General features: G+C 57.3%; 21 protein-coding genes, 1 tRNA gene and 3 pseudogenes. 11 read left to right on the forward strand and 14 right to left on the reverse strand.

Features of this window, described 5'->3' with window-relative positions; all coding sequences use genetic code 11:
- Positions 1-70: 70 nt before the first annotated feature.
- Positions 71-975 (reverse strand): annotated as a pseudogene (locus F0169_RS17555) (LysR family transcriptional regulator).
- Between the two features lie 116 nt (positions 976-1,091).
- On the opposite strand from F0169_RS17555, the gene F0169_RS17560 reads away from it, so the two are divergent.
- From F0169_RS17560 to F0169_RS17575, 4 genes are all read left to right on the forward strand, one after another.
- Entirely contained in the window at positions 1,092-1,958 is an 867-nt protein-coding gene (locus tag F0169_RS17560) for an MBL fold metallo-hydrolase (RefSeq protein ID WP_152747225.1), read from the forward strand.
- 34 nt (positions 1,959-1,992) lie between these two features.
- Complete coding sequence (locus tag F0169_RS17565) at positions 1,993-2,607, forward strand: NAD(P)-dependent oxidoreductase (protein WP_152747189.1); 615 nt, start codon at positions 1,993-1,995, stop codon at positions 2,605-2,607.
- Positions 2,608-2,777: 170 nt separating this feature from the next.
- Positions 2,778-3,965, forward strand: a complete 1,188-nt coding sequence (locus tag F0169_RS17570; protein ID WP_152747190.1) for a cyanate transporter — start codon at positions 2,778-2,780, stop codon at positions 3,963-3,965.
- Positions 3,966-4,102: 137 nt separating this feature from the next.
- The gene (locus F0169_RS17575; protein WP_122249432.1) at positions 4,103-5,038 is read left to right on the forward strand and encodes a LysR family transcriptional regulator; all 936 of its coding nucleotides are present in this window, start codon (positions 4,103-4,105) and stop codon (positions 5,036-5,038) included.
- Positions 5,039-5,064: 26 nt separating this feature from the next.
- Here F0169_RS17575 and F0169_RS17580 read toward each other — a convergent pair whose 3' ends face one another.
- From F0169_RS17580 to F0169_RS27435, 3 genes are all read right to left on the reverse strand, one after another.
- Positions 5,065-5,427 (reverse strand): 5-carboxymethyl-2-hydroxymuconate Delta-isomerase, encoded by a 363-nt coding sequence (locus F0169_RS17580; protein WP_058411079.1) that lies wholly within the window; start codon positions 5,425-5,427, stop codon positions 5,065-5,067.
- A 113-nt stretch (positions 5,428-5,540) separates the two neighbouring features.
- A complete protein-coding gene (locus F0169_RS17585; protein WP_152747191.1) occupies positions 5,541-6,467 on the reverse strand; it encodes a LysR substrate-binding domain-containing protein in 927 nt (308 codons plus the stop codon).
- A 231-nt stretch (positions 6,468-6,698) separates the two neighbouring features.
- Positions 6,699-6,842, reverse strand: a complete 144-nt coding sequence (locus F0169_RS27435) for a hypothetical protein (RefSeq protein ID WP_172979468.1) — start codon at positions 6,840-6,842, stop codon at positions 6,699-6,701.
- Positions 6,843-7,040: 198 nt separating this feature from the next.
- On the opposite strand from F0169_RS27435, the gene tcuC reads away from it, so the two are divergent.
- The gene (gene tcuC, locus F0169_RS17595; RefSeq protein WP_058411081.1) at positions 7,041-8,345 is read left to right on the forward strand and encodes an MFS transporter; all 1,305 of its coding nucleotides are present in this window, start codon (positions 7,041-7,043) and stop codon (positions 8,343-8,345) included.
- Positions 8,345-9,103, forward strand: coding sequence for a substrate-binding domain-containing protein (locus F0169_RS17600; protein ID WP_152747193.1), 759 nt, complete (start codon positions 8,345-8,347; stop codon positions 9,101-9,103). Before tcuC ends, F0169_RS17600 begins: the two co-directional genes overlap by 1 nt.
- Here F0169_RS17600 and F0169_RS17605 read toward each other — a convergent pair.
- Positions 9,095-9,997 carry a LysR family transcriptional regulator gene (locus tag F0169_RS17605; protein WP_058411276.1) on the reverse strand — a complete coding sequence of 301 codons (903 nt, stop codon included), beginning with the start codon at positions 9,995-9,997 and terminating at the stop codon, positions 9,095-9,097. The genes F0169_RS17600 and F0169_RS17605 overlap by 9 nt on opposite strands.
- A gap of 343 nt (positions 9,998-10,340) precedes the next feature.
- Between F0169_RS17605 and F0169_RS17610 the strand changes: the two genes are divergently transcribed.
- The 3 genes from F0169_RS17610 (at position 10,341) to F0169_RS17620 (ending at position 11,835) form a co-directional block, all read left to right on the forward strand.
- Complete coding sequence (locus tag F0169_RS17610) at positions 10,341-10,622, forward strand: ribbon-helix-helix domain-containing protein (protein ID WP_152747195.1); 282 nt, start codon at positions 10,341-10,343, stop codon at positions 10,620-10,622.
- On the forward strand, positions 10,619-10,954 hold the full coding sequence (locus F0169_RS17615) for a type II toxin-antitoxin system RelE/ParE family toxin (protein WP_172979470.1): 336 nt from the start codon (positions 10,619-10,621) through the stop codon (positions 10,952-10,954). Before F0169_RS17610 ends, F0169_RS17615 begins: the two co-directional genes overlap by 4 nt.
- 62 nt (positions 10,955-11,016) lie before the next feature.
- On the forward strand, positions 11,017-11,835 hold the full coding sequence (locus F0169_RS17620; RefSeq protein ID WP_152747227.1) for an SMP-30/gluconolactonase/LRE family protein: 819 nt from the start codon (positions 11,017-11,019) through the stop codon (positions 11,833-11,835).
- 4 nt (positions 11,836-11,839) lie between these two features.
- Here the strand turns inward: F0169_RS17620 and F0169_RS17625 are convergent, their stop codons facing one another.
- Together F0169_RS17625 and F0169_RS17630 are read right to left on the reverse strand one after the other, a co-directional pair.
- Positions 11,840-13,465, reverse strand: a complete 1,626-nt coding sequence (locus F0169_RS17625; protein ID WP_152747196.1) for a methyl-accepting chemotaxis protein — start codon at positions 13,463-13,465, stop codon at positions 11,840-11,842.
- A 362-nt stretch (positions 13,466-13,827) separates the two neighbouring features.
- Positions 13,828-14,082, reverse strand: coding sequence for a hypothetical protein (locus F0169_RS17630; RefSeq protein WP_152747197.1), 255 nt, complete (start codon positions 14,080-14,082; stop codon positions 13,828-13,830).
- A 287-nt stretch (positions 14,083-14,369) separates the two neighbouring features.
- On the opposite strand from F0169_RS17630, the gene F0169_RS17635 reads away from it, so the two are divergent.
- Both F0169_RS17635 and nadS read left to right on the forward strand, forming a co-directional pair.
- Positions 14,370-15,596 carry an MFS transporter gene (locus F0169_RS17635; protein WP_058411087.1) on the forward strand — a complete coding sequence of 409 codons (1,227 nt, stop codon included), beginning with the start codon at positions 14,370-14,372 and terminating at the stop codon, positions 15,594-15,596.
- A gap of 350 nt (positions 15,597-15,946) precedes the next feature.
- Positions 15,947-16,234: a NadS family protein gene (gene nadS, locus F0169_RS17640; protein WP_034118626.1), complete on the forward strand. Its 288-nt coding sequence runs from the start codon at positions 15,947-15,949 to the stop codon at positions 16,232-16,234.
- A 140-nt stretch (positions 16,235-16,374) separates the two neighbouring features.
- Here nadS and F0169_RS17645 read toward each other — a convergent pair whose 3' ends face one another.
- The 7 genes and pseudogenes from F0169_RS17645 to F0169_RS17675 form a co-directional block, all read right to left on the reverse strand.
- Positions 16,375-16,641 carry a DUF6124 family protein gene (locus tag F0169_RS17645; protein ID WP_241679140.1) on the reverse strand — a complete coding sequence of 89 codons (267 nt, stop codon included), beginning with the start codon at positions 16,639-16,641 and terminating at the stop codon, positions 16,375-16,377.
- Between the two features lie 460 nt (positions 16,642-17,101).
- A complete protein-coding gene (locus F0169_RS17650) occupies positions 17,102-18,184 on the reverse strand; it encodes a DNA cytosine methyltransferase (protein WP_152747198.1) in 1,083 nt (360 codons plus the stop codon).
- A complete protein-coding gene (locus F0169_RS17655; RefSeq protein WP_152747199.1) occupies positions 18,181-18,915 on the reverse strand; it encodes an MAE_28990/MAE_18760 family HEPN-like nuclease in 735 nt (244 codons plus the stop codon). The genes F0169_RS17650 and F0169_RS17655 overlap by 4 nt, the downstream gene beginning before the upstream one ends.
- 2 nt (positions 18,916-18,917) lie before the next feature.
- On the reverse strand, positions 18,918-19,988 hold the full coding sequence (locus F0169_RS17660) for a DUF262 domain-containing protein (protein ID WP_152747200.1): 1,071 nt from the start codon (positions 19,986-19,988) through the stop codon (positions 18,918-18,920).
- Between the two features lie 457 nt (positions 19,989-20,445).
- Positions 20,446-20,535 (reverse strand) — tRNA-Ser (locus F0169_RS17665).
- An 83-nt stretch (positions 20,536-20,618) separates the two neighbouring features.
- Positions 20,619-21,331 (reverse strand): annotated as a pseudogene (gene purC, locus F0169_RS17670) (phosphoribosylaminoimidazolesuccinocarboxamide synthase).
- 27 nt (positions 21,332-21,358) lie between these two features.
- Positions 21,359-22,116, reverse strand: a pseudogene (locus F0169_RS17675) (MBL fold metallo-hydrolase).
- Position 22,117: the final 1 nt, after the last annotated feature.

Raw genomic sequence — 22,117 nt, forward strand, 5'->3', positions numbered from 1 at the left:
GCTGCTTTAAGCATAGGTCAGTCAGGGCGAGTTGCCATTATTGGGCGCCATTCAAACTGTTTATGTCGGCTCAGAGACCAACATCCCAAGCGGGCTCTTCCGGGAACCACAGCACCAGAAAATCCAGCAAGCTGCGCAGCGCCGCAGGCATGTGTTTGCGTGAGGCATACACCGCGTAGATGCTCATTTGCCGAGGCTCGGCTTCGGGCAACAGGCGCACCAGCTCGCCAGCCCGAATGCAGTCACCGGCCTGGTAACTCGGCAGCATCGCCACGCCCGCCCCGGCCAGCGTCACACGCAACAAAGTGCTGGCCTCGTTGCAGGTGATATTGCCGCTGATGGGCACCGAGACGTGCTCGCCGCGCTCTTCGAAATGCCACAGGTGTTTACCGAAATAGCTATGGGTCAGGCAGTTGTGCCGAGCCAGGTCTTCGACTTTTTGCGGGGCCGGATGCTCCAGCAAATACGCAGGCGTTGCGCACACCACCGAACGGCACACGGTCAGGCGCCGGGCGATAAGGTTGGGGTCCAAGTCATTACTGGTGCGGATGGCCAGGTCAATGCGCTCGTCCACCAGGTTCACCGTGCGGTCGAGCATCTGCAAGTCGACCGTCACCAACGGGTAGCGCTTGACGTACTCGGCGATGGCCGCCGCCAGTTGCGCCTGACGAACGAGGTGCTGACACTTAGCCGCAACAGGCCACGGGGCGCGTCATCGGGTGCGCTGACGGCGGCTTGCAGGTCGCCGCAGAGTTCCAGCAACTGGCGGCAGCGCGGCAAGGTTTCACCACCGGCGGCGGTCAGGCTGAGCTTGCGCGTGGTGCGGTGCAGCAGGCGCGCGCCGACCCAGTCTTCCAGCTCGGCGAGGTAACGCGAGACCACCGGCCGGGACAGGTCGAGATGGTCGGCAGCGGCCGATTGGCTGCCCAAATCGACCACGCTCACAAACACCCGCATTGCTTGAAGACGATCCATGATTTGCACGCTTTTAGAAACAAACTATATGCGAGCATCGCATTTTTTGTTGTGTTTGGTGCAACTAAGCTCTGTGCATCCCTTAGCGATTACTGGAGCTGCCCCCAATGTTACGCATGTTAACCACCTTCAAGCGCCTGACCCTGGCGACCGCCGCGCTGGCCTTCGCCGCCCACGCGTCGGCAGCAGCCCTTACGCTCGACGTGTACAACCCAGGCGCTGAAGCCATTTTCCCGGTCAGTTCGGTACTGGTGAGCGGCGCCAAAGACGCGATTCTGGTGGACGCGCAATTCGGCAAAAGCCAAGCCGAGCAACTGGTGCAAAAAATCCGCGCCAGCGGCAAACACCTGACCACCATCTACATCAGCCACGGCGACCCGGACTACTACTTCGGCCTCGACACCCTGACCACCGCCTTCCCCGACGCCAAGGTGCTGGCGCCGCAGCCGGTGGTCGACCATATCAAGGCCACGGTCGCCGGCAAGCTGGCATTCTGGGGCCCGAAAATGGGCGCCGACAAACCGGCCAAAACCATCGTGCCGCAAGTGCTTGAAGGCCACAGCCTGATGCTCGAAGGCCAGCCATTGGACGTGATCGGCCTGGACGGCGCGCAGCCGGATCGCAGCTTTGTGTGGATCCCCTCGATCAAGGCAGTAGTGGGTGGCGTAGTGGTCGCCGACAACATCCACGTGTGGATGGCCGACACGCAGAGCGCGCAGTCCCACAAAGACTGGTTGGCGACGCTGCAACGCATCGAACAACTGAAACCGCTCACGGTGATTCCGGGCCATTACCTGGGCAGCCCGTCGCTGAAATCGGTGGCCTTTACCGCCGACTACATCAAAGCCTTTGACCTCGAAACCGCCAAAGCCAAAGACTCCGCCGCGCTGATCGCGGCCATGAAAAAACGCTACCCGAACCTCGCCGACGAAAGCTCGCTGGAACTCAGCGCCAAAGTCGCCAAGGGCGAAATGAAGTGGTAAACGGTTTTTAAACCCTGACTGACTGGAGAACTGCATGAGCAAGATCGCAATCATTGGTGCTACTGGCCGTGCCGGTAGCCAACTGCTGGAAGAAGCGCTGCGCCGTGGGCATACCGTTACGGCCATAGCGCGTAATACCGACACGCTGACTGCGCGCCCAGGCGTGACCGTCAAGCAAGTCGACGCCTTGAATGCCGAGGCGTTGCAACAGGCCGTCAGCGGCAGCGATATGGTGATCAGTGCGGCGCACTTCGCCACGCTGCCGGCCAGTGCCGTGATCGGCCCGGTGACCAAAGCCGGTGTGAAACGCCTGCTGGTGGTGGGCGGTGCGGGGTCGTTGCTGTTGCCGGATGGCAGCCGCGTCATCGACAGCCCTGGCTTCCCTGCCGAATACAAAGCTGAAGCCAGCGCCGGGGCTGAATTCCTCGACGCGCTGCGTCAGGAACAGCACCTGGATTGGACGTTTTTGTCGCCGTCTGCGGAGTTTGTAGAGACCGAGCGCACCGGCAAATTCCGTGTCGGCCAGGATGAGCTGCTGGTGAGCGCTGAAGGCCGAAGCTGGATCAGTTTCGCCGACTACGCCATTGCGTTGATTGATGAAGTGGAAACACCAAAGCACTCGCGCCAGCGCTTTACCGTGGGTTACTGAGCCACAGCGCATTGAGCGGGCTGATGCTGTGAGTTAGCCCGCTCACTGTGCACACCCATTCACTGCAAAAACCTGCCGTCTGCAATTTTTAGATAGCACCTGCGACTTTCTCGTTTGCCCCTCTTCCCCATGCGTGGCCTGATCCGCACTTGTCTATTCAAGGCCTGCCCATGGAAACCGTTCACGCAAAACCCAACACCAGCGTTTGGCTGATGCTCAGCATTGTAATGGTCGCCCTTAACCTGCGCCCATCAATGGCCGCCATCGGGCCTTTGTTGTCATCGATTCGTGGCGAGGTGCCGCTGAGCTTCAGCGGCGCGGCGTTGCTGACCATGCTGCCGGTAATGGCCATGGGCTTGGCGATGTTCTTCGGCATGGGCCTGGCCAAGCGTTTTGGCGAGCACCGCAGCACAGTGCTGTCGTTGCTGGTGATTGGACTGGCCACACTGTCACGGCTGTTTGTGGATTCGGCCTCGGCGCTGATCGCCAGCGCCATTGCGGCCGGTGTCGGTATTGCGCTGATCCAGGCCTTGATGCCGGCGCTGATCAAGACACACTTTCGCAACAACGTTTCGCTGTTCATGGGCGTTTACGTCACCGCCATCATGGGTGGTGCAGCGCTGGCGGCTGCGTTCGCACCTTTTGTGCAACTACACACCGGCAGTTGGCGCATCGGCCTGGCAATCTGGGCGGCACTCGCGTTGCTGGCACTGATGTTCTGGTCGGCACAGCGTTCGGCAATGCCTGCATTACCGCAAACCGATTGCGGCCCGCAAGAAGCGTTTTTCGGGAATCGCCGGGCATGGTTGCTGGCGATCTTTTTCGGCCTCGGTACGGCGTCCTACACCTGCGTGCTCGCGTGGCTGGCGCCGTACTACGTAGAGCTGGGCTGGAGCGAGCAGAACGCCGGTTTGCTGTTGGGTTTCTTGACCGCGATGGAAGTGGTGTCCGGGCTGGTGACACCGGCTATCGCCAACCGTCGTCAGGATAAACGCGGCGTGGTTGCCGTGCTGCTGGTTCTGATCATCCTCGGCTTTTGCGGGCTGATTTTAAGCCCGCAACACATGAGCCTGCTGTGGCCGTGCCTGCTCGGCTTGGGTATTGGCGGTTTGTTCCCGATGAGCCTGATTCTGTCCCTCGACCACTTGAACAACCCGCGCCGCGCCGGTGGCTTGACCGCGTTTGTGCAAGGCATTGGTTACCTGATTGCTGGCCTGTCGCCACTTCTTGCCGGGATGATCCGCGACCAATTGGGCAGCTTCGAATGGGCCTGGTGGTCGCTGACGGCGGTAATCGCGGTGATGCTGGTGATCGTCACGCGGTTTAACCCAAAGCATTACGCGCAACATATCCGCTGACGTCGTGTTGCCAACATAATTTGTCCCACGCCAAACATAGAAATCCCCTACAGCGCTTTCTATTGGCACGACCGTTCCGTTAAGCTTTTGCCCTTGTCGCGCGCTGCCTCAGTGCCAGGGATTACCGGACGGAATGGATGCTAAACAGTAATTTGCTCAGAAAGCTCGATATGCAGGACTTGATGGTGTTTATCGCCGTCTACGACCAGAGCAGCGTTACCGAGGTGTCTGAAACGCTGTTCGTCAGCCAGTCGACCGTGAGCTACAGCCTGAAAAAACTGCGCACCAGTTTTGAGGATGAGCTGTTTATCAACACGCGTGCGGGCATGCGCCCTACGGATAAAGCCACCACCATGTACGGGCATGTGCAGGAGATCCTCAAAAGCATCAACCTGTGCCACGCCGGTCGCAAGGGCTTCGACCCGGCGCACACGGCCGTGACCTTCAACGTGTGCGCGCCGGAATACTTCGAACAGTTGATTTTGCCGCGCCTGTTGAAAAACTTCGACCGCGCCGACCTGCCCGTGATCGTCAATGTGCAGAAGCTGGAAGCCGAGATCCCCGCCAACGACCTTCGCGAAGGCCGCCTGGACCTGGTGATCGGCTTCGGCCCGCACTTTCACCGCGCCCACAAAGAGTTCAAAACGCAGAGGCTGCTGGAGGACGACTTGGTGTGTGTGTTCGATAAACGTTGGGCACCGCAGGCACCGGCGTTCAGCCTGGAGGCGTTCGCCGAGCGGCGCCACGTGTTCCCCACGCCGTGGACCTCTGACACCAACATGATCGACGGCTGGCTCGCACGCCAGTCTCATAAACGTCAGGTAATCGCCCGGGCCAACAGCTACAGCGCAGCGCTGAAGATGATCACCGGCACCGACTTTATCCTCACCCTGCCCCGCCGGGTGCAACAGCAATTGGCGCCGGCGACGGTGTTCGGCCATTGCGAAGCCCCCGAGGGTTTACCGGGGTTCACCCTGGACATGCACTGGAACCCGACCAGTGCGCAAGACAGCGCCAATACGTGGTTCAGAGAGCAAGTGGTAAAAGTCTGCGCGGACCCAGCGTTAGTTTAAGCGCCCTCGCCGCCGCTTAATTGCGCTCAGCCGATCGCGACTTTGCTGTAGGAGTCGCGGTCCATGTCTACCAGCAGCACACTCAGCTGAACCTGTATATCCGCTGGCCAGTCGCCCATATCCTGCAACACCGCCAGCAGGCTTTCCGACAGTTGCTTTTTGACCTGAGGTGAGCGCCCGCTGAGCAACGACAGTTTTAACGCGATAAAACCGCGCGGCGCGATGGACGTGCCGACCTGGAAACTCTCAAGCTTGATTGCGCGGCTTTTGATATCGAACTCGGCACCGAACTGCCCGGACGCCATCAGCACGTTGTTGAGCCGCAACAGGGTTTTTTCGACGGCAAGGTCCGGCAGGTTGGCGGTGTACTCCAGATGCAAGTGCGGCATGAAAGCTCCTGATGGTTGTGGGAATAGAGTGGTACGTATAGCACAAGGCCAAACCGGCCCCGCGCGCGTGCCGTGTGAAGGCGGCGTCGGTGGGCCTGCCTGATGAGGCTATTTCACGAGGTTGCCGCCAGCGTCTCGCGCTGGCTCATGAACGCTTCCAGCCGCGAGCGCATCCAGCGTTCCGCCGGGTCGGTGTCGACGTGGCTGAGCCAGACCATCGACAAATCGAGGGTCGGCGTTTCGAACGGAAACGCCTCGCAAAACAACTTCCCCCCGGCGGCCATGGCGTGTGCGGTGTAGTCCGGCAGGCTGGCGATCATGTCGGTGCCGGCAAGCAGCGCCGGCAGCGCGCTGTATTGCGGCACCGACAGCACCACGTGACGCTTGCGGCCAATTTCTGCCAGCCATTCATCGGCAAACCCGGACACGTTGGCGGTGTGGGACACCAGCACATGCGGCCGTGCGCAATATTCGTCGAGGGTCAGCGGTGTGTCCGAAGCATCGGCACGCAACAGGCACGGCCGTATATGCCGCAACAATTTGCGTTTGGCATTCGCCGGCAGGCCGCGTGTCTGGGTGATGCCAACGGTAATATCGCCGGACGCCAGCAGGTCCGGGATGCGCCAGTAATCAACGTGCTGCACCACGAACACCACCGACGGCGCTTCCTGGCGCAAGGCCCGCAGCAACGGCGGCAGCAGGCCGAACTCAACGTCATCGGACAGGCCGATGCGAAAGGTCATGGTGCTGATGGATGGGTCAAAATCGTGGGTCAGGCTTAGCGCCGACGACAATGAATCAAGGGCCGGCGACAGGTGTTTGATGATCTCTTCTGCGCGGGCGGTAGGCTCCATGCGATGGCCGACGCGAATGAACAGCGGGTCATTGAACAGCGTGCGCAGCCGGTTCAGGGCAGAACTGATGGTCGGCTGGCCGAGAAACAGCTTCTCTGCCACACGGGTTACATTGCGTTCGAGCATCAATGTTTCAAAGACCACCATCAGATTGATGTCGGCCTTGCGTAATTCATTGCGATTCATTCGGCGCTCGCCCCATTCCCCAAGACAGCCCGCAGTGTAGAAAGCCCGCGGGGCTGCGTCTATTAGACGGCGCGAAAACACCCACGGTCCACTGTGGGAGCGGGCTTGCTCGCGATGGCATCAACTGGGTGTTCCTGATGGTCCGAGGTGCCGCCATCGCGAGCAAGCCCGCTTCCACATTTGACTGAGTTCGGCTCGTAGGATGGCGAGCGATCGAGCGGGTTGGGGCGATCAGGGTTTGAGCGGGCGCTCCTGATCTTGCTCGGAAAGCTCCGTGCCGTCGTCCGGGTGCTTCCAGGTCTGGGGCTTTTCTTCCTCACGCTGCCGGGGTTGCTCGCGCGTGGGCTCATCATGCGGTTTGTGTTCGTCAGCCATTGGCACCTCCCTTCATCAAGCATTGATCAGCATTTCAAGCATAGATCAGGCGCGGGATTTTGGAGGTGTGGCTGGATTGATAGCCTGCACGCATCAATCCATCCAAATTACTCACTTATCATTTCTAAATGTGTCAGCCACTATCCGCGGTCTTAAGCGAAACAAGCACTTTAAAAAGAACGCTGGAGACACAAAACCATGACTAGCCCTTCCCGGCCCGATTCTGCCCGCTCGAAAGTTGGTGCGGTTTTCCGCGTAACTTCCGGTAACTTCCTCGAACAGTTCGATTTCTTTCTGTTCGGCTTCTACGCCACCTACATCGCCGCAGCGTTCTTCCCCGCCGCCAATGAGTTCGCGTCATTGATGATGACCTTCGCCGTGTTCGGCGCCGGCTTCCTGATGCGTCCACTCGGCGCGATTATCTTGGGTGCTTACATCGATGATGTCGGTCGCCGCAAAGGGTTGATCGTGACCTTGTCGATCATGGCCAGCGGCACGCTGTTGATCGTGCTGGTGCCGGGTTATCAAACCATCGGCCTGTGGGCACCGCTGCTGGTATTGCTGGGTCGCTTGCTGCAAGGCTTTTCGGCCGGTGCGGAACTGGGCGGTGTGTCGGTTTACCTCTCCGAAATGGCCACGCCAGGCCGCAAGGGTTTCTACACCAGCTGGCAATCGGGCAGCCAACAGATCTCCATCGTGGTCGCCGCTGCACTTGGCTATGGCCTGAACGTGTGGATGGAACCTGCGGTGGTTGCCGATTGGGGCTGGCGCATTCCGTTTGCCGTCGGTTGCGTGATCATCCCGTTCATCTTCGTGCTGCGCCGTAACCTGCAGGAAACCGAAGAGTTCGCCAACCGCACGCATCGCCCCACCATGCGCGAAGTGCTGGCCACGTTGGCGAAAAACTGGACGATGGTGATTGGCGGCATGCTGATGGTGGCCATGACCACCACCGCGTTCTACCTGATCACCGTGTACGCGCCGACTTTCGGCAAAACCGTATTGAAACTGAGCACCTCGGATGCCCTGCTGGTGACGCTGCTGGTGGCGGTGTCGAACTTTGTCTGGCTGCCGATTGGCGGCACCTTGAGCGACCGCTTCGGCCGCAAGCCGGTGTTGGTCGCCATGACCGCGCTGACCGTCCTCACCGCCTACCCTGCGCTGTCGTATGTGGTGAACGCGCCGAGCTTCGCGCACATGCTCGAAACCCTGCTGTGGTTCTCGTTCCTGTACGGCATGTACAACGGCGCAATGATCCCGGCACTGACCGAAATCATGCCGGTGGAAGTACGCGTGGCGGGTTTCTCGCTGGCGTATAGCCTGGCCACCGCGATTTTTGGCGGGTTCACCCCGGCGATCTCGACCTGGTTCATTCACATCACCGAAGACAAGGCCTCACCGGCCTACTGGATGATGTTTGCCGCGCTGTGCGCCCTGTGCTCGACCCTTGCGCTGTATCGCCGCGCTAACGCCCGTGGGCAAGTGATGCAGGGGGCGGCGTGATGAGCGCGCTGCGCAACGCACTGACGGCCCTGGCCCTCGGCGCCCTGGCGCTGACGGCACAGGCGGAAGAACTCAAGGTGATGACCTCGGGCGGTTTTACTGCCGCCTATCAATTGCTCGGCCCGCAATACGCCAAGCAAAGCGGCGATACGCTCCAGACCTTCCTCGGCCCGTCAATGGGCAAGGCGCCGGAAGCGATTCCCAACCGCCTGGCACGTGGCGAACACGCTGATGTGGTGATCATGGTCGGCTACGCATTGGATGACTTGATCAAACAGGGCAAGGTCGACAAGGCCTCGCGCGTGGAACTGGCGGATTCGCGCATCGGCATGGTGGTGAAGCAAGGCGCAGCCAAACCTGCGATCGGCACCGATGCCGAACTGAAGGCGGTGCTGAGCCAAGCCAAGTCTGTGGCGTATTCGGACAGCGCCAGCGGCGTGTATGTCGAGCAGGAGCTGTTCAAGAAACTCGGCATGCCGGCCAAAGGCAAGATGATCGAACGCATCCCGGTGGCTTCAGTGGTGGCCAAGGGTGAGTACGAGGTGGGCTTGCAGCAGGTCGCGGAATTGTTGCCGGTGCCGGGCGTGACGTACGTTGGCAAGATCCCGGAAGACGTGCAATCGGTGACGCGCTTTGCCGCCGGCATTCCGGTTAACGCCGAACACCCGGCGCAGGCCAAGGCGCTACTGCAATTTATGGCGTCGCCCGAGGCGCAACCGGTGGTGCAATCCACCGGCCTGGACTCGGTATCACGCTGACCGAAACGGCATCTCCCGCACTAACCGCTCCAACTCCAGCGCCGCTGGCGGCAAGGTCCGCCCGCGGCGTTTGATCAAGCCCACATTGCGCATCACCTGCGGCTCCACCAGCGGCACACTCACCAGAATCGGGTGCGTGCCCGCCGGCATCGCAATCGACGGCACCATCGCCACGCCCAACCCCGCCTCCACCAGCCCAATCATCGTGGTCACGTGGTGCGTCTCGCAGATACTCGGCTTTTTCACCCGTACACCGCGCAAGGCCTGGTCGAGCAAAAAGCGATTGCCCGAGGTTTTATCCACGGTGATGTAGTCGTGCTCATAGGCCTCGGCCCAGGCCACGCTTTCACGCTCGGCCAACGGATGATCACGCCGACACGCCAGCACGTAGCGCTCCTGCAACAGCAGCTCGAATTCCACTTCATCGGACAAGCTGCCGCTGAAACTCACGCCGAAATCCGCCTCACCACTCTCCACCGCATTGCACACCTCGCCCGCGCTGGCATCCAGCACGCGCAGGCGAATCTTCGGGTACAGCGTGTGAAACGCAGAGATCACATGGGGCATGAAGTAGTAGGCGGTGGACGGCACACAGGCAATGGTGACGTTGCCCATACGCGTGGACGCGACATTGCTGATGCCCATCAAGGCAATGTCGAGGTCATCGAGCATGCGCTCGACTTGCGGCAGGAACGCCCGCCCAACCATGGTCAGGCTGACGCGCCGCGTGGTGCGCTCGAAGAGTTTTACATCCAGCGCAGACTCAAGCTTTTCGATACGCCGGCTGAGCGCGGGCTGCGAAATACGGATCGCCTCGGCGGCACCGCGAAAACTGCCCTTGTCTACCACGGCGCGGAAGGCTTGGAGGTCGTTGAGGTCGAAGTTGATGATCACGGAAAGGGCCAGTGTGGTCGATGTGGCGGGCATTATCGTATGGACGGTCACCGGGCGCCATGCGTGGCTGGGGCCGCGGGGGCTAATAACCCTACTTCAAATATGAAGTCATACATATCAGTAGGTTATTTGCCGGCCGGCGCCACACAGTTGCGAAAAAGCGTCAATACTTGCGGCTTGAATGACGCAATCGGAGAGACACACGCACATGGAAACTTGCCAGAACCCACTCTCGTTTTGGGCAGACGATGACACGCCGGGTAGCCACATCGGTCAGTTGCTTCTTGCAACACGCCAATGGTCGAGTAGGATTGAATCCTACTCATCGCCTGCGGACGTTAAAATGCGCTCAACCCAGCAAATGAGCATTACCTTGCCACTCGAAATGGCGGCATTGGTCAAAGCCAAGGTGGCGGCCGGTGAATATGCGACCGAAAGTGAAGTTATTCGCGACGGCCTGAGGGCGTTGCTGGCGCGTGATCGTGCCATGGAAGACTGGCTGCGTGATCAGGTTATCCCCGCCGCCGCCGCGCTCAAGGCTGACCCTTGCCGGGCGCTATCCGCCACTCAGGTTCGCGAACACATGGAGGCCAAACGTCAACGCAAAGGCACCGATAAAGCGTGAGTCATTCGGTAGTCTTTTCGCCTGAGGCACTGGCGCAACTGGACGCCCTTGAAAATTTCATCAGCGACGCCGGTTGCCCCCACGTAGCGGCGCGCTTTATCGACAACCTGATCAACTACTGCGAAAACCTTTCGTTGTTTCCCCTACGCGGTAGCCCCCGTGATGACCTGCACCCCACGTTGCGTATCACTCACTATCGGCGCACCACTGTCATCGCCTTTGTAGTGGGCTGCGAGATAAAAACCGTATCGATCCTCGGGGTGTTTTACGGCGGGCAGGATTACGCGACGCTTTTACAAAATAACGACGCGATGAATAAACAAGGAAGATAAATGTGAAGGGCACCGTTTTTTTGTATAGGCCTCTGCGGTGGGGCTTGAGCCTGCTCGGCGTGATGGGCATTGCAGCCTTGGGCTTTTTCGCCTGGCAAAGTTTTTACCCCGTCAGCGCGGCAGCCGGCTGGAGTGTCAAGACGGTGCACCGCGATGTACCAAAAGCCGCCTCGCTGATGCCATTGCCGGACGGCTCGTTGATGGTCAGCCAGGAACTCGACGATGCGCAAGGCAGCATCGTGCGCATCCACCCCGATGGGCACCGTGAAGTGGTGGTGGCCAACCTGTCCAAACCTGACGGCATGTTCGCTGCTCGCGGTGGATGGGTGTTCAGCCAGGAAACCGGTAACGCACCCGTCAACTTTCTGAAGGATGGCGTGGTCACTGAGCTGTTTCGCGGCGAAAACGTACAAGGCTTGTGGGTCGAGGGCGATGACCTCTACGCCATCGAAGACCGCAAGCAAGACGGGCGAATCCTGCGCTATCGCTGGAGCGACCAATCGCTGACCGTGCTGCGCGACCAACTGCACGAAGGCGAGTCCATCACGCGCTGCACCGATGGACGAATGCTCTACACAGAAAAGGCAAAGGGCGTGGTGCGCGAACTGACCGATAGCGGCAGTGACCCGGTGGTGCTGGCAGGCTTGAACAAACCGACGTTCTTGATGTGCGACCAACGCGGCTTGTGGATCAATGAAGACTCGACCCACCGCGCAAGGTTACTGCTGGTGAGCCCGGAGGGAAAACAGCGCACCATCCTTACGTTTTTAAAGGCGCCGCAGTCCATCGTCGCGACCGGTCGGGGCACCTATCTGTTGGCCGAAGGTGGCCGCAATCGGGTGTTGGAATTAGTGCCCGACACCCGCGCGGTCGCCCCTTGACAGGCTACAGCTGAAACCGCGCCACTGCCTGGTTCAGCTCCACCGCCAAACGCGCCAGCTCATGGCTGGAACCGTTGATTTGCCCTGCACCGGAAGACGACTGCGCCGACAAATCACGGATATTCACGATGTTGCGGTCCACCTCCTTAGCCACCTGCGCTTGCTCCTCGGCGGCACTCGCGATCACCAGATTGCGCTGGTAAATCTGGTCGATGGAGTCGGTGATCTGACTCAACGCGCCGCCCGCCCCTTCGGCGAGAATCAAGGTGTCGGTAGCACGCTGTGTGCTCGACTGCATGGACGTCAGCGCCTGGTTAGAGCCGGTACGCATGGCAGTCACCATCTGGTCGATTTCCAGTGTCGATTGCTGCGTACGGTGAGCCAACGCCCGCACCTCATCAGCCACCACCGCAAACCCACGGCCAGACTCACCGGCACGCGCAGCCTCGATGGCGGCGTTCAGCGCCAGCAGGTTGGTCTGCTCGGCGATGGAGCGAATCACGTCAAGCACCTTGCCAATATCGCGCGATTGCTCGGCGAGGTTTTGCACCAGAATCGAGGTTTCCCCGATATTGCTGCTCAGTGCCTGAATCGCGGTAACTGTCTCGCCGACACGGTGCTGGCCTTCACGCGCTGTTTCATTGGAGAGCCGGGTTGACTCGGAGGTTGAGACCGCATTGCGTGCCACCTCTTCAGCGGCCGAGGTCATCTCATTGACCGCTGTGGCGGCCTGTTCAATTTCTGCGGTCTGCTGTTGCAGGCTACGGCTGCTCTGGTCGGTAATACCGTTGAGGTCGGTGGCGGAAGCGGCCATTTGCCCGGCCGACTGCCGAATCAGTTGCAAGGTGCTGCGCAGGCTACCCTGCATGCTTTGCAGCGCCACGAGCAAACGGGTCACTTCATCGTTGCCGGTGACTTGCACGGTCTGGGTCAAATCACCCTGCGCCACGTTTTCCGCCGCGCGCATCGCTTGCCCCAACGGACCGACAATGCTGCGCGTCAGCAACCAGGCCAAGGCCACCGTGCTCAAGCCCGCGAGTATCACGAAGCCGAACACCATGGTGCGCGAGCGGCTGTACTGCGACTCAGCCGCCTGGCCCTGCTGGTTAATCTGCGCGTTGTAGTAGTCCGCCAAGGCATTCAACTGGCTGCCAGAGCCATCGACCACGGTTTTCATGTCCACCAGCAACAACTTGTTGAGCTCGGCGCCCTGTTGCTTGTCGGCGAGCACAAAGGACTGCGCGAGCCCCTGCTGGTACTGGCGCAAAGAAACCAGGAACTGGTCGTAGAGCGTACGCACCTCAGCCGTGTCGATCACGGCATTGAGATCAGCCAGCCTTTTCGTCAGGTCCTGGCTGCGCGTGTCCATCTGGCTGCGGTATTGCGGCATGCTCGCAGGGTTGGGGTCGAGCGCCATACGCAAAGAGATCGTACGAATGCGCAGCATTATTTCGCGAATGTCAGACACCAACCGCATCTTCGGCACCAGACCGCTTTCAACCTGCACCGCGCTTTCGCGAATGCTCGCCATGTTGGAAAGTGCGAAGAACCCAAGCATGGCCACGAGCAAAGCAATCAAGGCAAAACCCAGACCCGCACGGCGGGCGATGGACAGGCTGCGAAGTGACATTTTGGCGCTCTCTTTTATTAGGCATACGACATCGTATGAGAGTGTTTCGGCCAGCGTAGCAAGGACTTTAGCGGTGTATTGAGTGGGCGAAGCGCCTTCGAATCAAGCGCTCAAAGATGGGTGATCACGTCGCTATTCATTGACGTATTTTGGCGGTCATTTCATGCGCCGCAGCGCGTCGAAAAGGTGTAGCAGATGAAGCGTGGAGGCACGGTCAGCCCTTGGGCAATTGCCACCTGATACACGCTAAGTAATTAGCACGAGACCTATCATCAACATAGCAACGCCCGACAATGAAAAAGCCCCAAGGCTTACCGCCTACGGGGCTTTGCTGCGTAACGGTGCACGATAACTACGTGTATTCAGTTGCCCCGCTCTCTGTTGGCTTGGGAGAGCACCGAGGCAGCCAGGGATTTCGTACCCGCACTGTATTTATCGCTCTGAAGCGCCTTCCCGGCTTTTTCTTCCATGTGCGCACTCGTCTGCTTGTCGGTACCACTCTGGGCCAACGCTGAGGCAGCAAGGCTTTTGGCGATGGCTGAGGCGTTTGGATTACTCAGCACTTCTGCTGCCAACGTCGCCATTTTGCCGGAGGTCTTTTTCGTATTTTTGCTCATGATGCATTTCCTTTGCAGTGTGGGAATTTCTACCTGAAAAACCGTTGAGCCCAAGGTAATCAGTTACGCAGAGGCTCGCAACGCGTGCGCTGTAGGCAATGTTGGAGAAGCATGTAAGACAAGCGTAATAGCGCGGCCAACCCCCTCAGAGGGGTCGAATTGATTGCACTGATGGTGACTATCAAAACGACGGCCTAGTTGATTGCCGAAACCCATTTATATAATCGCCGCCTATTTTCCTGTCCCCACGCCTGCAGTCAGGCGCCCTCCCCCCGGAACCCAACACAATGCCAAGCGCAAGCCCCGCCCCAAGCGGCCGCCCCGAACATAGCCAACAAAGTGTCGTACAGCAGTGGCTGGCGATTCTCTCGGTTGCCGTGGGCGCCTTCGCCTTAGTCACCAGCGAATTTCTACCGGTGGGCGTACTCAACGACGTCGCCAGCGACCTCGGCATCAGTGCCGGCCACGCCGGCCTGATGGTCACGCTGCCCGGCATCATGGCCGCCCTCGCCGCGCCATTGCTGTCGGTGTTCATTGGCGCGATGGACCGCCGTTATCTGCTCATCAGCCTGACGCTGATCATGATCGTCGCCAACACGGTCGTGGCCTACGCGAGCGACTTCAGCCTGCTGCTGTTCGGCCGCGTACTATTGGGCATCAGCATCGGCGGTTTTTGGGCGACCGCCATCGCCCTCAGCAGCCGCCTGGCGCCCAAGGGCGTGGGCGTTGCACAAGCCACCTCGATCATCATGGTCGGTGTGACCCTGGCCACCGTTCTGGGCGTGCCCGTCGGCACCTGGCTCAGCGGCCTGATGGGCTGGCGCATGACCTTCCTGGTCACCGCGCTGGTGGGCATACCCGTGCTGTTGGCGCAGATATTTTTGCTGCCCCGCCTCACCCCGGAAAAAGCCATTCAGATCCGCGACCTGCCGGCCTTGTTTATCAACCCGCAAGCCCGAGTCGGCTTGATCGCCGTACTGCTGATCGGCCTCGCGCACTTTGCCGCGTACACCTACGTCGCACCCTTCTTCAAAAACAGCGCCGGCTTCGACGGCCCGACCATCGGCTCACTGCTATTGCTGTTCGGCGTGGCTGGCGTAGCGGGCAACATCTTTGCCGGGTTCGCCGCCAACCGCAGCGTGCGTTACACCCTGCTGCTGGTCGCGCTGATGATCGGCACCAGCACCGCCCTGTTCCCCTACTTCGCCACCGGCATGACCGGCGCAGCCATGCTGATCGCCCTCTGGGGCTTCGCCTTCGGCGCCTTCCCGGCCTGCGCCAGCATCTGGATGTTCGTCGTAGCGCCCAAGGACGTCGAACGCGGCATGCCGCTGTTCGTCGCCTTGTTCCAAGTGATTATTGCCTTGGGCTCATTCTTCGGCGGACGGATTGTTGATCAGATGGGCAGCTCGGTGCTGCTGAGTTTGGCCACGGTGCTGGTCGGCTGCGGTTTTGTAACCGTGCTTGTGCTGGGGCGTAGCGTTAGTAATAACGTGGTGGCGCAACCTGCTTAATCAGCCGATGTAAAAACTACAGCACCGAAAGCCCCGTCGCTTACTCAGCTTCGGGGCTTTTATGCTTAATAGCGGAGATTGGAAAATTCAACGCATTGAAGGGGTGCCGCGAGCCGCCTCCAACCGCCTAGCTCGAAATGCCGTATCAAGGCATCAAGGTTAGAGAAAACCACTTACAACTCATCGGATGCAGGCGAGGGAGCGAGGGATTAGCATTGCTGAAAACTAAGCCATTGGCGTACGTTAGCGATGATTTTCATCGAGACTTCTAGCTTCACCCGTCGCGTTAAAGACCTTACCGCTGACGAGCGTAAATCGTTGAAAGCTGCAATCGAGCACTGGAGATAGCGATGAGCAAGTTTTTTGATGAGCTGATGGAGAGCGTTCAAGAGATGAACGAAGTCCTGCGCGGGGAGCGTGAACCTTCCCGCGAATTCCATGTTGATGCGATGCAGGTTAAAGAAATTCGTAAAGCAACAGGGCTGACCCAAGCCAAGTTCGCAGCCTTGATTGACGTTCAGCTCGGCACGCTACGCAACTGGGAACAGGGCCGTCGTGATCCAACAGGGCCAGCAAAGGCATTGTTAAAAGCCATTCATAACGACCCGGTGCATGTTCTGAACGCTCTTGCCACTTAAGCCAGGCGACGTGAAAGGTTTCGCATGGCGCGAGATGCGAGCGCGATTACTCAATCCGTGAGTTTCCCGGAGACAGTATCGACTAAAAAGCCTGCTGAGCATCGAGCTCAGCAGGCTTTTTCAGTTTCAGATGCAGGTCATTATTTACTTGGCTTATCTGCCGGGAAATCACGCTCAAGCACAGAATGCACCAGCGCTTGGGCATTCTCGATCAATTGCGCCAAGCCCATGATTACGGGTGACTGCGTGCTGTGCGGATCTTCGGCGCATTGATAGGCGGTTTGCAGTGCGGATGAAAGGATTTCGGAGGCGTTTGCCAGGGCTTCTTCGGTGCCGATGTCTGCGCCTACGTTGAAGATTTTACGGGGAGGAAACTCGGAATCTGAATCGAGCTTGGTCATGTTCATTGTGTAGCTCCTGTATGCAATGGGAGCTGTCACATCCTGCTGTCAAACAGGAACAGGTGGCAGCTATGCGCGGGTTGACAGACCGGTATACAGGACCCGGCGCACCCGAAGATGCCCCACGCACAGCCGCCATAAAACGACGTCACAGCAGAAAAAGCCTGTAATCGTATGGAGGTCGTACACCTGTACATCGGTCTGTCAAAACCGGTCGCCATGAGGGCGACGGCGGAAGGTTAGCGTCCTGTGTTACCTAGCGCAACCCTGCAAAACTACCAAAAGCCCAAGATATCCTTAAAGCCAGAAGAGCATTCGGGAGTTTTCTGACTAATTTATCGGATATCTCCCGCGACAAAGCCCAAGGAGAAAGCCCTCGACAAAATACATCCTTGGGATGTCTGCGAGCGGATGTAATCAGAAACTGTCTTTTCATGCGCTTTTTGGAAATCCCGGTAAGACAAAATCAAAAAAGACTACCTTCTCGGCACGTTTTTACGTGTGATATTAGTGTCTGGGCGATCACCTCCCCCAATCTTACCGGAACCGCATTACCTATAAGTCTCCCCATTTTATTGAATCTAATCGGCGTACCTGATGGAGCAAATTGATAGTTAGCTGGAAATGTTTGAAGCATTGCAGCTTCTCTAAGAGATATAGCCCGATTTTGTACCGGATGCCCAAATCTGCCATTACCATATCCGAAACACTGCGTGGTTATAGTTGGTCCTGGTTTATCCCACTCCATCCGGCCGTAAACACTAGGGTATGTCGCCCCAGTAGCCTTCTTATGGCACGCCGCCTGCAAAGATTCAGGCCAGTCTCGCCAAGTACCTCCCGGCACTGAGGCCTCTATTCTTTGTAGATTTAGATCGCTGAGCGAGGACGCAAAGTGAAGTGCATCGCTAGGATCCCTACCCCCAGCTACTAAGGCTGGAAGACTGCCGATAACATCCCTAACTGTAACCGCCTCATCGTGAGTAGGGATCAATTTAAGATTTTGATCTCCTAAACGCGAGGCAAGCAGCACCAATCGCTTACGTGTTTGAGGAACACCATATAACGAGCAATCTACTACGCCCCACCATGTGTGATATCCAATCAGGCTATTTACAAAATCTTGAAATACAGGGTGGTCCGCGAGCTGCGGCACATTTTCCATCGCCACTAAATCCGGCTTTAACTCATTTACCAGATTTCCGAATGCAAGGGCTAAAGGCCACTGTGCTTCATATTGGCTATTTCGCCCACTTCTGCTGTAAGTAGAAAATGGCTGGCAAGGGGCGCATCCTGCCAAAAGGGTTGCTCCAGAGCCATTATAAAATGCCCTGAGGTCATCTCCTTTTAGCTGACTGACATCACGTTCTAAAAAAACGGCTGAGTTATTTTTTTCAAATGGATATCTACTGTCAGGGTCAATATCAACACCTGCCGTAACAGAGACACCACCATCGATTAGTCCGCGCGTAAGACCACCAACGCCACAAAACAAATCAATAGCCGTTATAGCCGGAGCACAAACGCCGCTAAAATTAACTGACTGATTCAAGCTGGACGCCGCTCAGGGATAAGAAACTCATATCGTTCAACATAGCCGCCAAAGCAAGCTATCACCTCTTTTAAGTAGTTCGCAGTCTGGTCTTTTAAATCAATCAGACGGCCCACGGTCTCCGCCTCTGCACTTTCCGTAAACGAAATCGAGCCATGCGCAAGCTTATTTCTAAGCTTTTTTACCAGCCCTAAGGGACCAAGGTCATCTCTGAATTTCCGTTTTACATCACTATATACAGCTTGACTCACATTGAGCTGAAAACCTAGCCGGGTTGCCATCGCTTCAATTTCATTATCGTCCCAATTTCCGCCACCACCTTTTTCAATGGAAAACTCCGTGAGTGGTGATGCGGAAACGAGAAGACCACAAAGGGTTAGAGCATGGTCCAGTCGATGCTCGGGGGTTAACTCGGTGTGAGTCCTAGCAGTCAACCTTATCCACTCGCGGAATAGTGTCTGACTCAAATCGCTAGGACGCCATGTAGCGTCTCTAAAGGCGCTTTGAGCAACAAAATCTATGCACCTGGTCATTGTGGACTCGACTAGATTATAAAGTTGCAAATAAACGCCAGCGTAAAGAATTTTTTGCTGCTGGGTATTGATCACGTGTTCAGTACCCGAAAATTTCGGTGGCCCTGCCTGCATACTTTTTTGAAGTAATTTCAAAAATTCCAGATATTCCTCTACCTCGGCCAATCGCTCCTCAAATGCGGCGTTAAGTTCTTCCATGATTAATTGCCTAGCAGACGTTGGTGTACAAATCTAATTCGCTCGCGTAGACGGGCAACAGCATTGGCCCCATCAGAACCAGTCACGACTTTGAATTCAGGGATATCTAACCACTGGACATCTATGTTCTGAGCGTTGCGAAGAGCAGGGTCATCAGCCAACGCCAATTTCGTACCAATCGCTATCGCTTCAAACCTCGCCCTAGGAGTTGCCTTCGCAGTGGAGGTTTTCCTAAATCCGTTAGGAAACACTCTCCCCACAAAATCTATTACTACACCAAACTCATCACGATATTGCTGCGTTAGACTCTGATCAGCAGCCACCCGCTCGTTCATTTTTTTGACGTATTCAAATAGAAACTCGGAAGGACGATCTTTATAGCCGTCCAATCCATCGCCATAAGCAAAAAGTCGGGTCACTAAATCTTCGCGACCTCTTTCTTTCTCGTCTTTAGAAGAAACGGGAGCGAGCCTTTTAAGTCGAGGATCTTCGGCGAGCTCAATGATAAGACTCATGAATCCCCCTGCTAAGGCTCCTCTACGTACCTCAGCATGATTAGCTATTTTGCTGCCCGTGTTAATTCGTTCAAACAGGTCGAAGCGAGCTTGCTCATCAGCATGCTCGTTCAAAACGATGCCGCGAATTGACCTATTGTTGATCTTTCGCTGGCGAGACTCTGGCAATTCTGAAAATGAGAAATTTGATAGCTTAGTCAAGCTCTCAAGATCTCCTAAGCGAAAATCACCGTGCACAAACTGCTCAATCGTCCTCAGACGCTGAGACCCATCGACGATTTCTAGCCTGCCGTCTGGCATCTCCCAGAAAAAAAGAAACGGGATTGGCAAGCCCAGAAGAAGGGACTCGATGAAGCGTGATCTACGATCATCTTCCCAAGTGAAGCTTCGCTGATATGAAGGGACTACAAATTCTCCATTCCGAACCTTCCCAGCCAAAAGCTCAACCGAGTATTCGGTCAGATAGAACTCGATTCGCTTAGATAGCTCAACGATTTGAGCCTCCGCATTTGCAATTTCGTCCTTGGTTTTCGCAACATTTTGCTTTGGAGGTCTCATAAGTTCGGGGTTCTCTAGTAGGTTCGCGCCCTGAACGCGCCGCCTATCACCTGACTGACGGGGAATTATTTGACATATTTGGCAGGATCGAACTGTCTGCAAAATAGGTGTCACCCTACGATACCACAAGGCTTTTGGGGAGTTGCGAACCAACCATTGATTCCTAAGTGTCGCGTCAACTCACTATCTGCAGGGATAGCAGCTAGCCGCCCGTTCTACTAACGCGTCGTTGGCACTGTGGAGCTAGCAGATCAAAGAGGATACGCGATCTGGCATGAAGCAAGGGCTTCATCACAACAAATGCTCTGCTCTACCCTTGGCAAGAGAAATAAAAAAAGCCCGCAAGGCACTAATGCACTATGCGGGCTTCATGTGATCGCTGCTGGATCACCTTGCAACTACTAGTAAAATTTCGATATCACGTTTTAAGTGATTCATTAATCTAACTAGCTAAATATGGCGGAGAGATAGGGATTCGAACCCTAGGTACCGGTGAAGGTACAACGGATTTCGAATCCGTCCCATTCGGCCACTCTGGCATCTCTCCAACGGCGCGCATCATAACAGTGTGTTTCGCGGAAGCAAACCCCAAAAGCGATTTTTTTCCGTTCTATCAGATGCTTGCGTCGATTAAAGCGGTACGCCGAGGCGGTTGGCGACTTCTTCGTAGGCTTCGATGACGTCACCGAGGCCTTGGCGGAAGCGGTCTTTGTCCATCTTCTTCTTGGTGTCTTTGTCCCACAGGCGACAGCCGTCGGGGCTGAATTCATCGCCCAGGACGATGGAGCGTCGTGGAACACGCCGAACTCCAGTTTGAAGTCGACCAGCAACAGGCCCGCGTCGTCGAACAGCTTGCTCAGCACTTCGTTGACCTTGAGGGACAACTCTTTCATGCGCGCCAGTTGCTCGGCGGTGCCCCAGCCGAAGGCCACAACGTGGGATTCGTTGATGAACGGGTCGCCCTTGGCGTCGTCCTTCAGGAACAGCTCAAACGTGTAAGGGTTGAGCTTGAGGCCCTCTTCCACGCCGAGGCGTTTGACCAGGCTGCCGGCGGCGTAGTTACGCACGACGCATTCGACCGGGATCATGTCGAGCTTTTTCACCAGGCATTCGGTGTCGCCCAGCAGTTTGTCGAATTGGGTCGGGATGCCGGCCGCTTCGAGTTTCTGCATGATGAAGGCGTTGAACTTGTTGTTCACCATGCCTTTGCGATCAAGCTGTTCGATGCGCTTGCCGTCGAACGCCGAGGTGTCGTTGCGAAACAGCAGGATCAGGCGGTTGGCGTCGTCGGTTTTGTACACCGACTTGGCTTTGCCGCGGTAGAGTTCTTCACGTTTTTCCATGATGGGCTCCGCTTTGAGTGAGGTGGGCTAGGCGATGTGTCGCCAGTCGAGCCCTGAATCTTGATCGGCCAATTGCAGCCAGTCCGGGTCGCACCCAAGGGTGTCGACAAAACATTGCCGGGCAAGCGTCGGCAGGTTGTTCTTGCTGCTCAGGTGGGCCAGGACCAGGTGCTGCAGGTCTTGCCAGCCCAACTCATACACCAGGTACGCGGCCTGGTGGTTGTTCAAATGCCCCAGCTCGCCGCCCACCCGTTGCTTGAGAAAGTACGGGTAGTGCCCACGCGCCAGCAGGTCTCGGCAGTGGTTGGACTCGATCATCAATGCATCGAGGTCGCGGTAACCGTCCAGCACCTTGGCGCAGTAGGAGCCCAGGTCGGTGAGCACGCCGAAACGTCGCTCACCGTCACTGAATACGTACTGTGTCGGCTCCTGTGCGTCGTGCGCCACAGCAATCACATTGATGCTCAACGCGCCAATTTGCAGCTGCTCGCCACCGGCCAGGAAACCTGCGGGTTCTATGGGTTTGCGCATCCCGCGCAAGGTGCCGCGACTCAGGTATACCGGAAGATTGTAGCGCCGAGACAGCAAACCCACGCCATGCACGTGATCGGCATGTTCGTGGGTTACCAGAATCGCGCTCAGTTGCGAGGGGTGAACCCCCAAACGCAACAGGCGCCGCTCGTTTCTTTTAACGAGAAACCACAATCCACCAGCACATACGTGTCGTCATGTGCGACCAGCGTGCCGTTCCCTTGGCTACCGCTGCCGAGAACGGCAAAACGCATC

Source organism: Pseudomonas kitaguniensis (assembly GCF_009296165.1).
In the GTDB taxonomy this organism is placed as follows: domain Bacteria; phylum Pseudomonadota; class Gammaproteobacteria; order Pseudomonadales; family Pseudomonadaceae; genus Aquipseudomonas; species Aquipseudomonas kitaguniensis.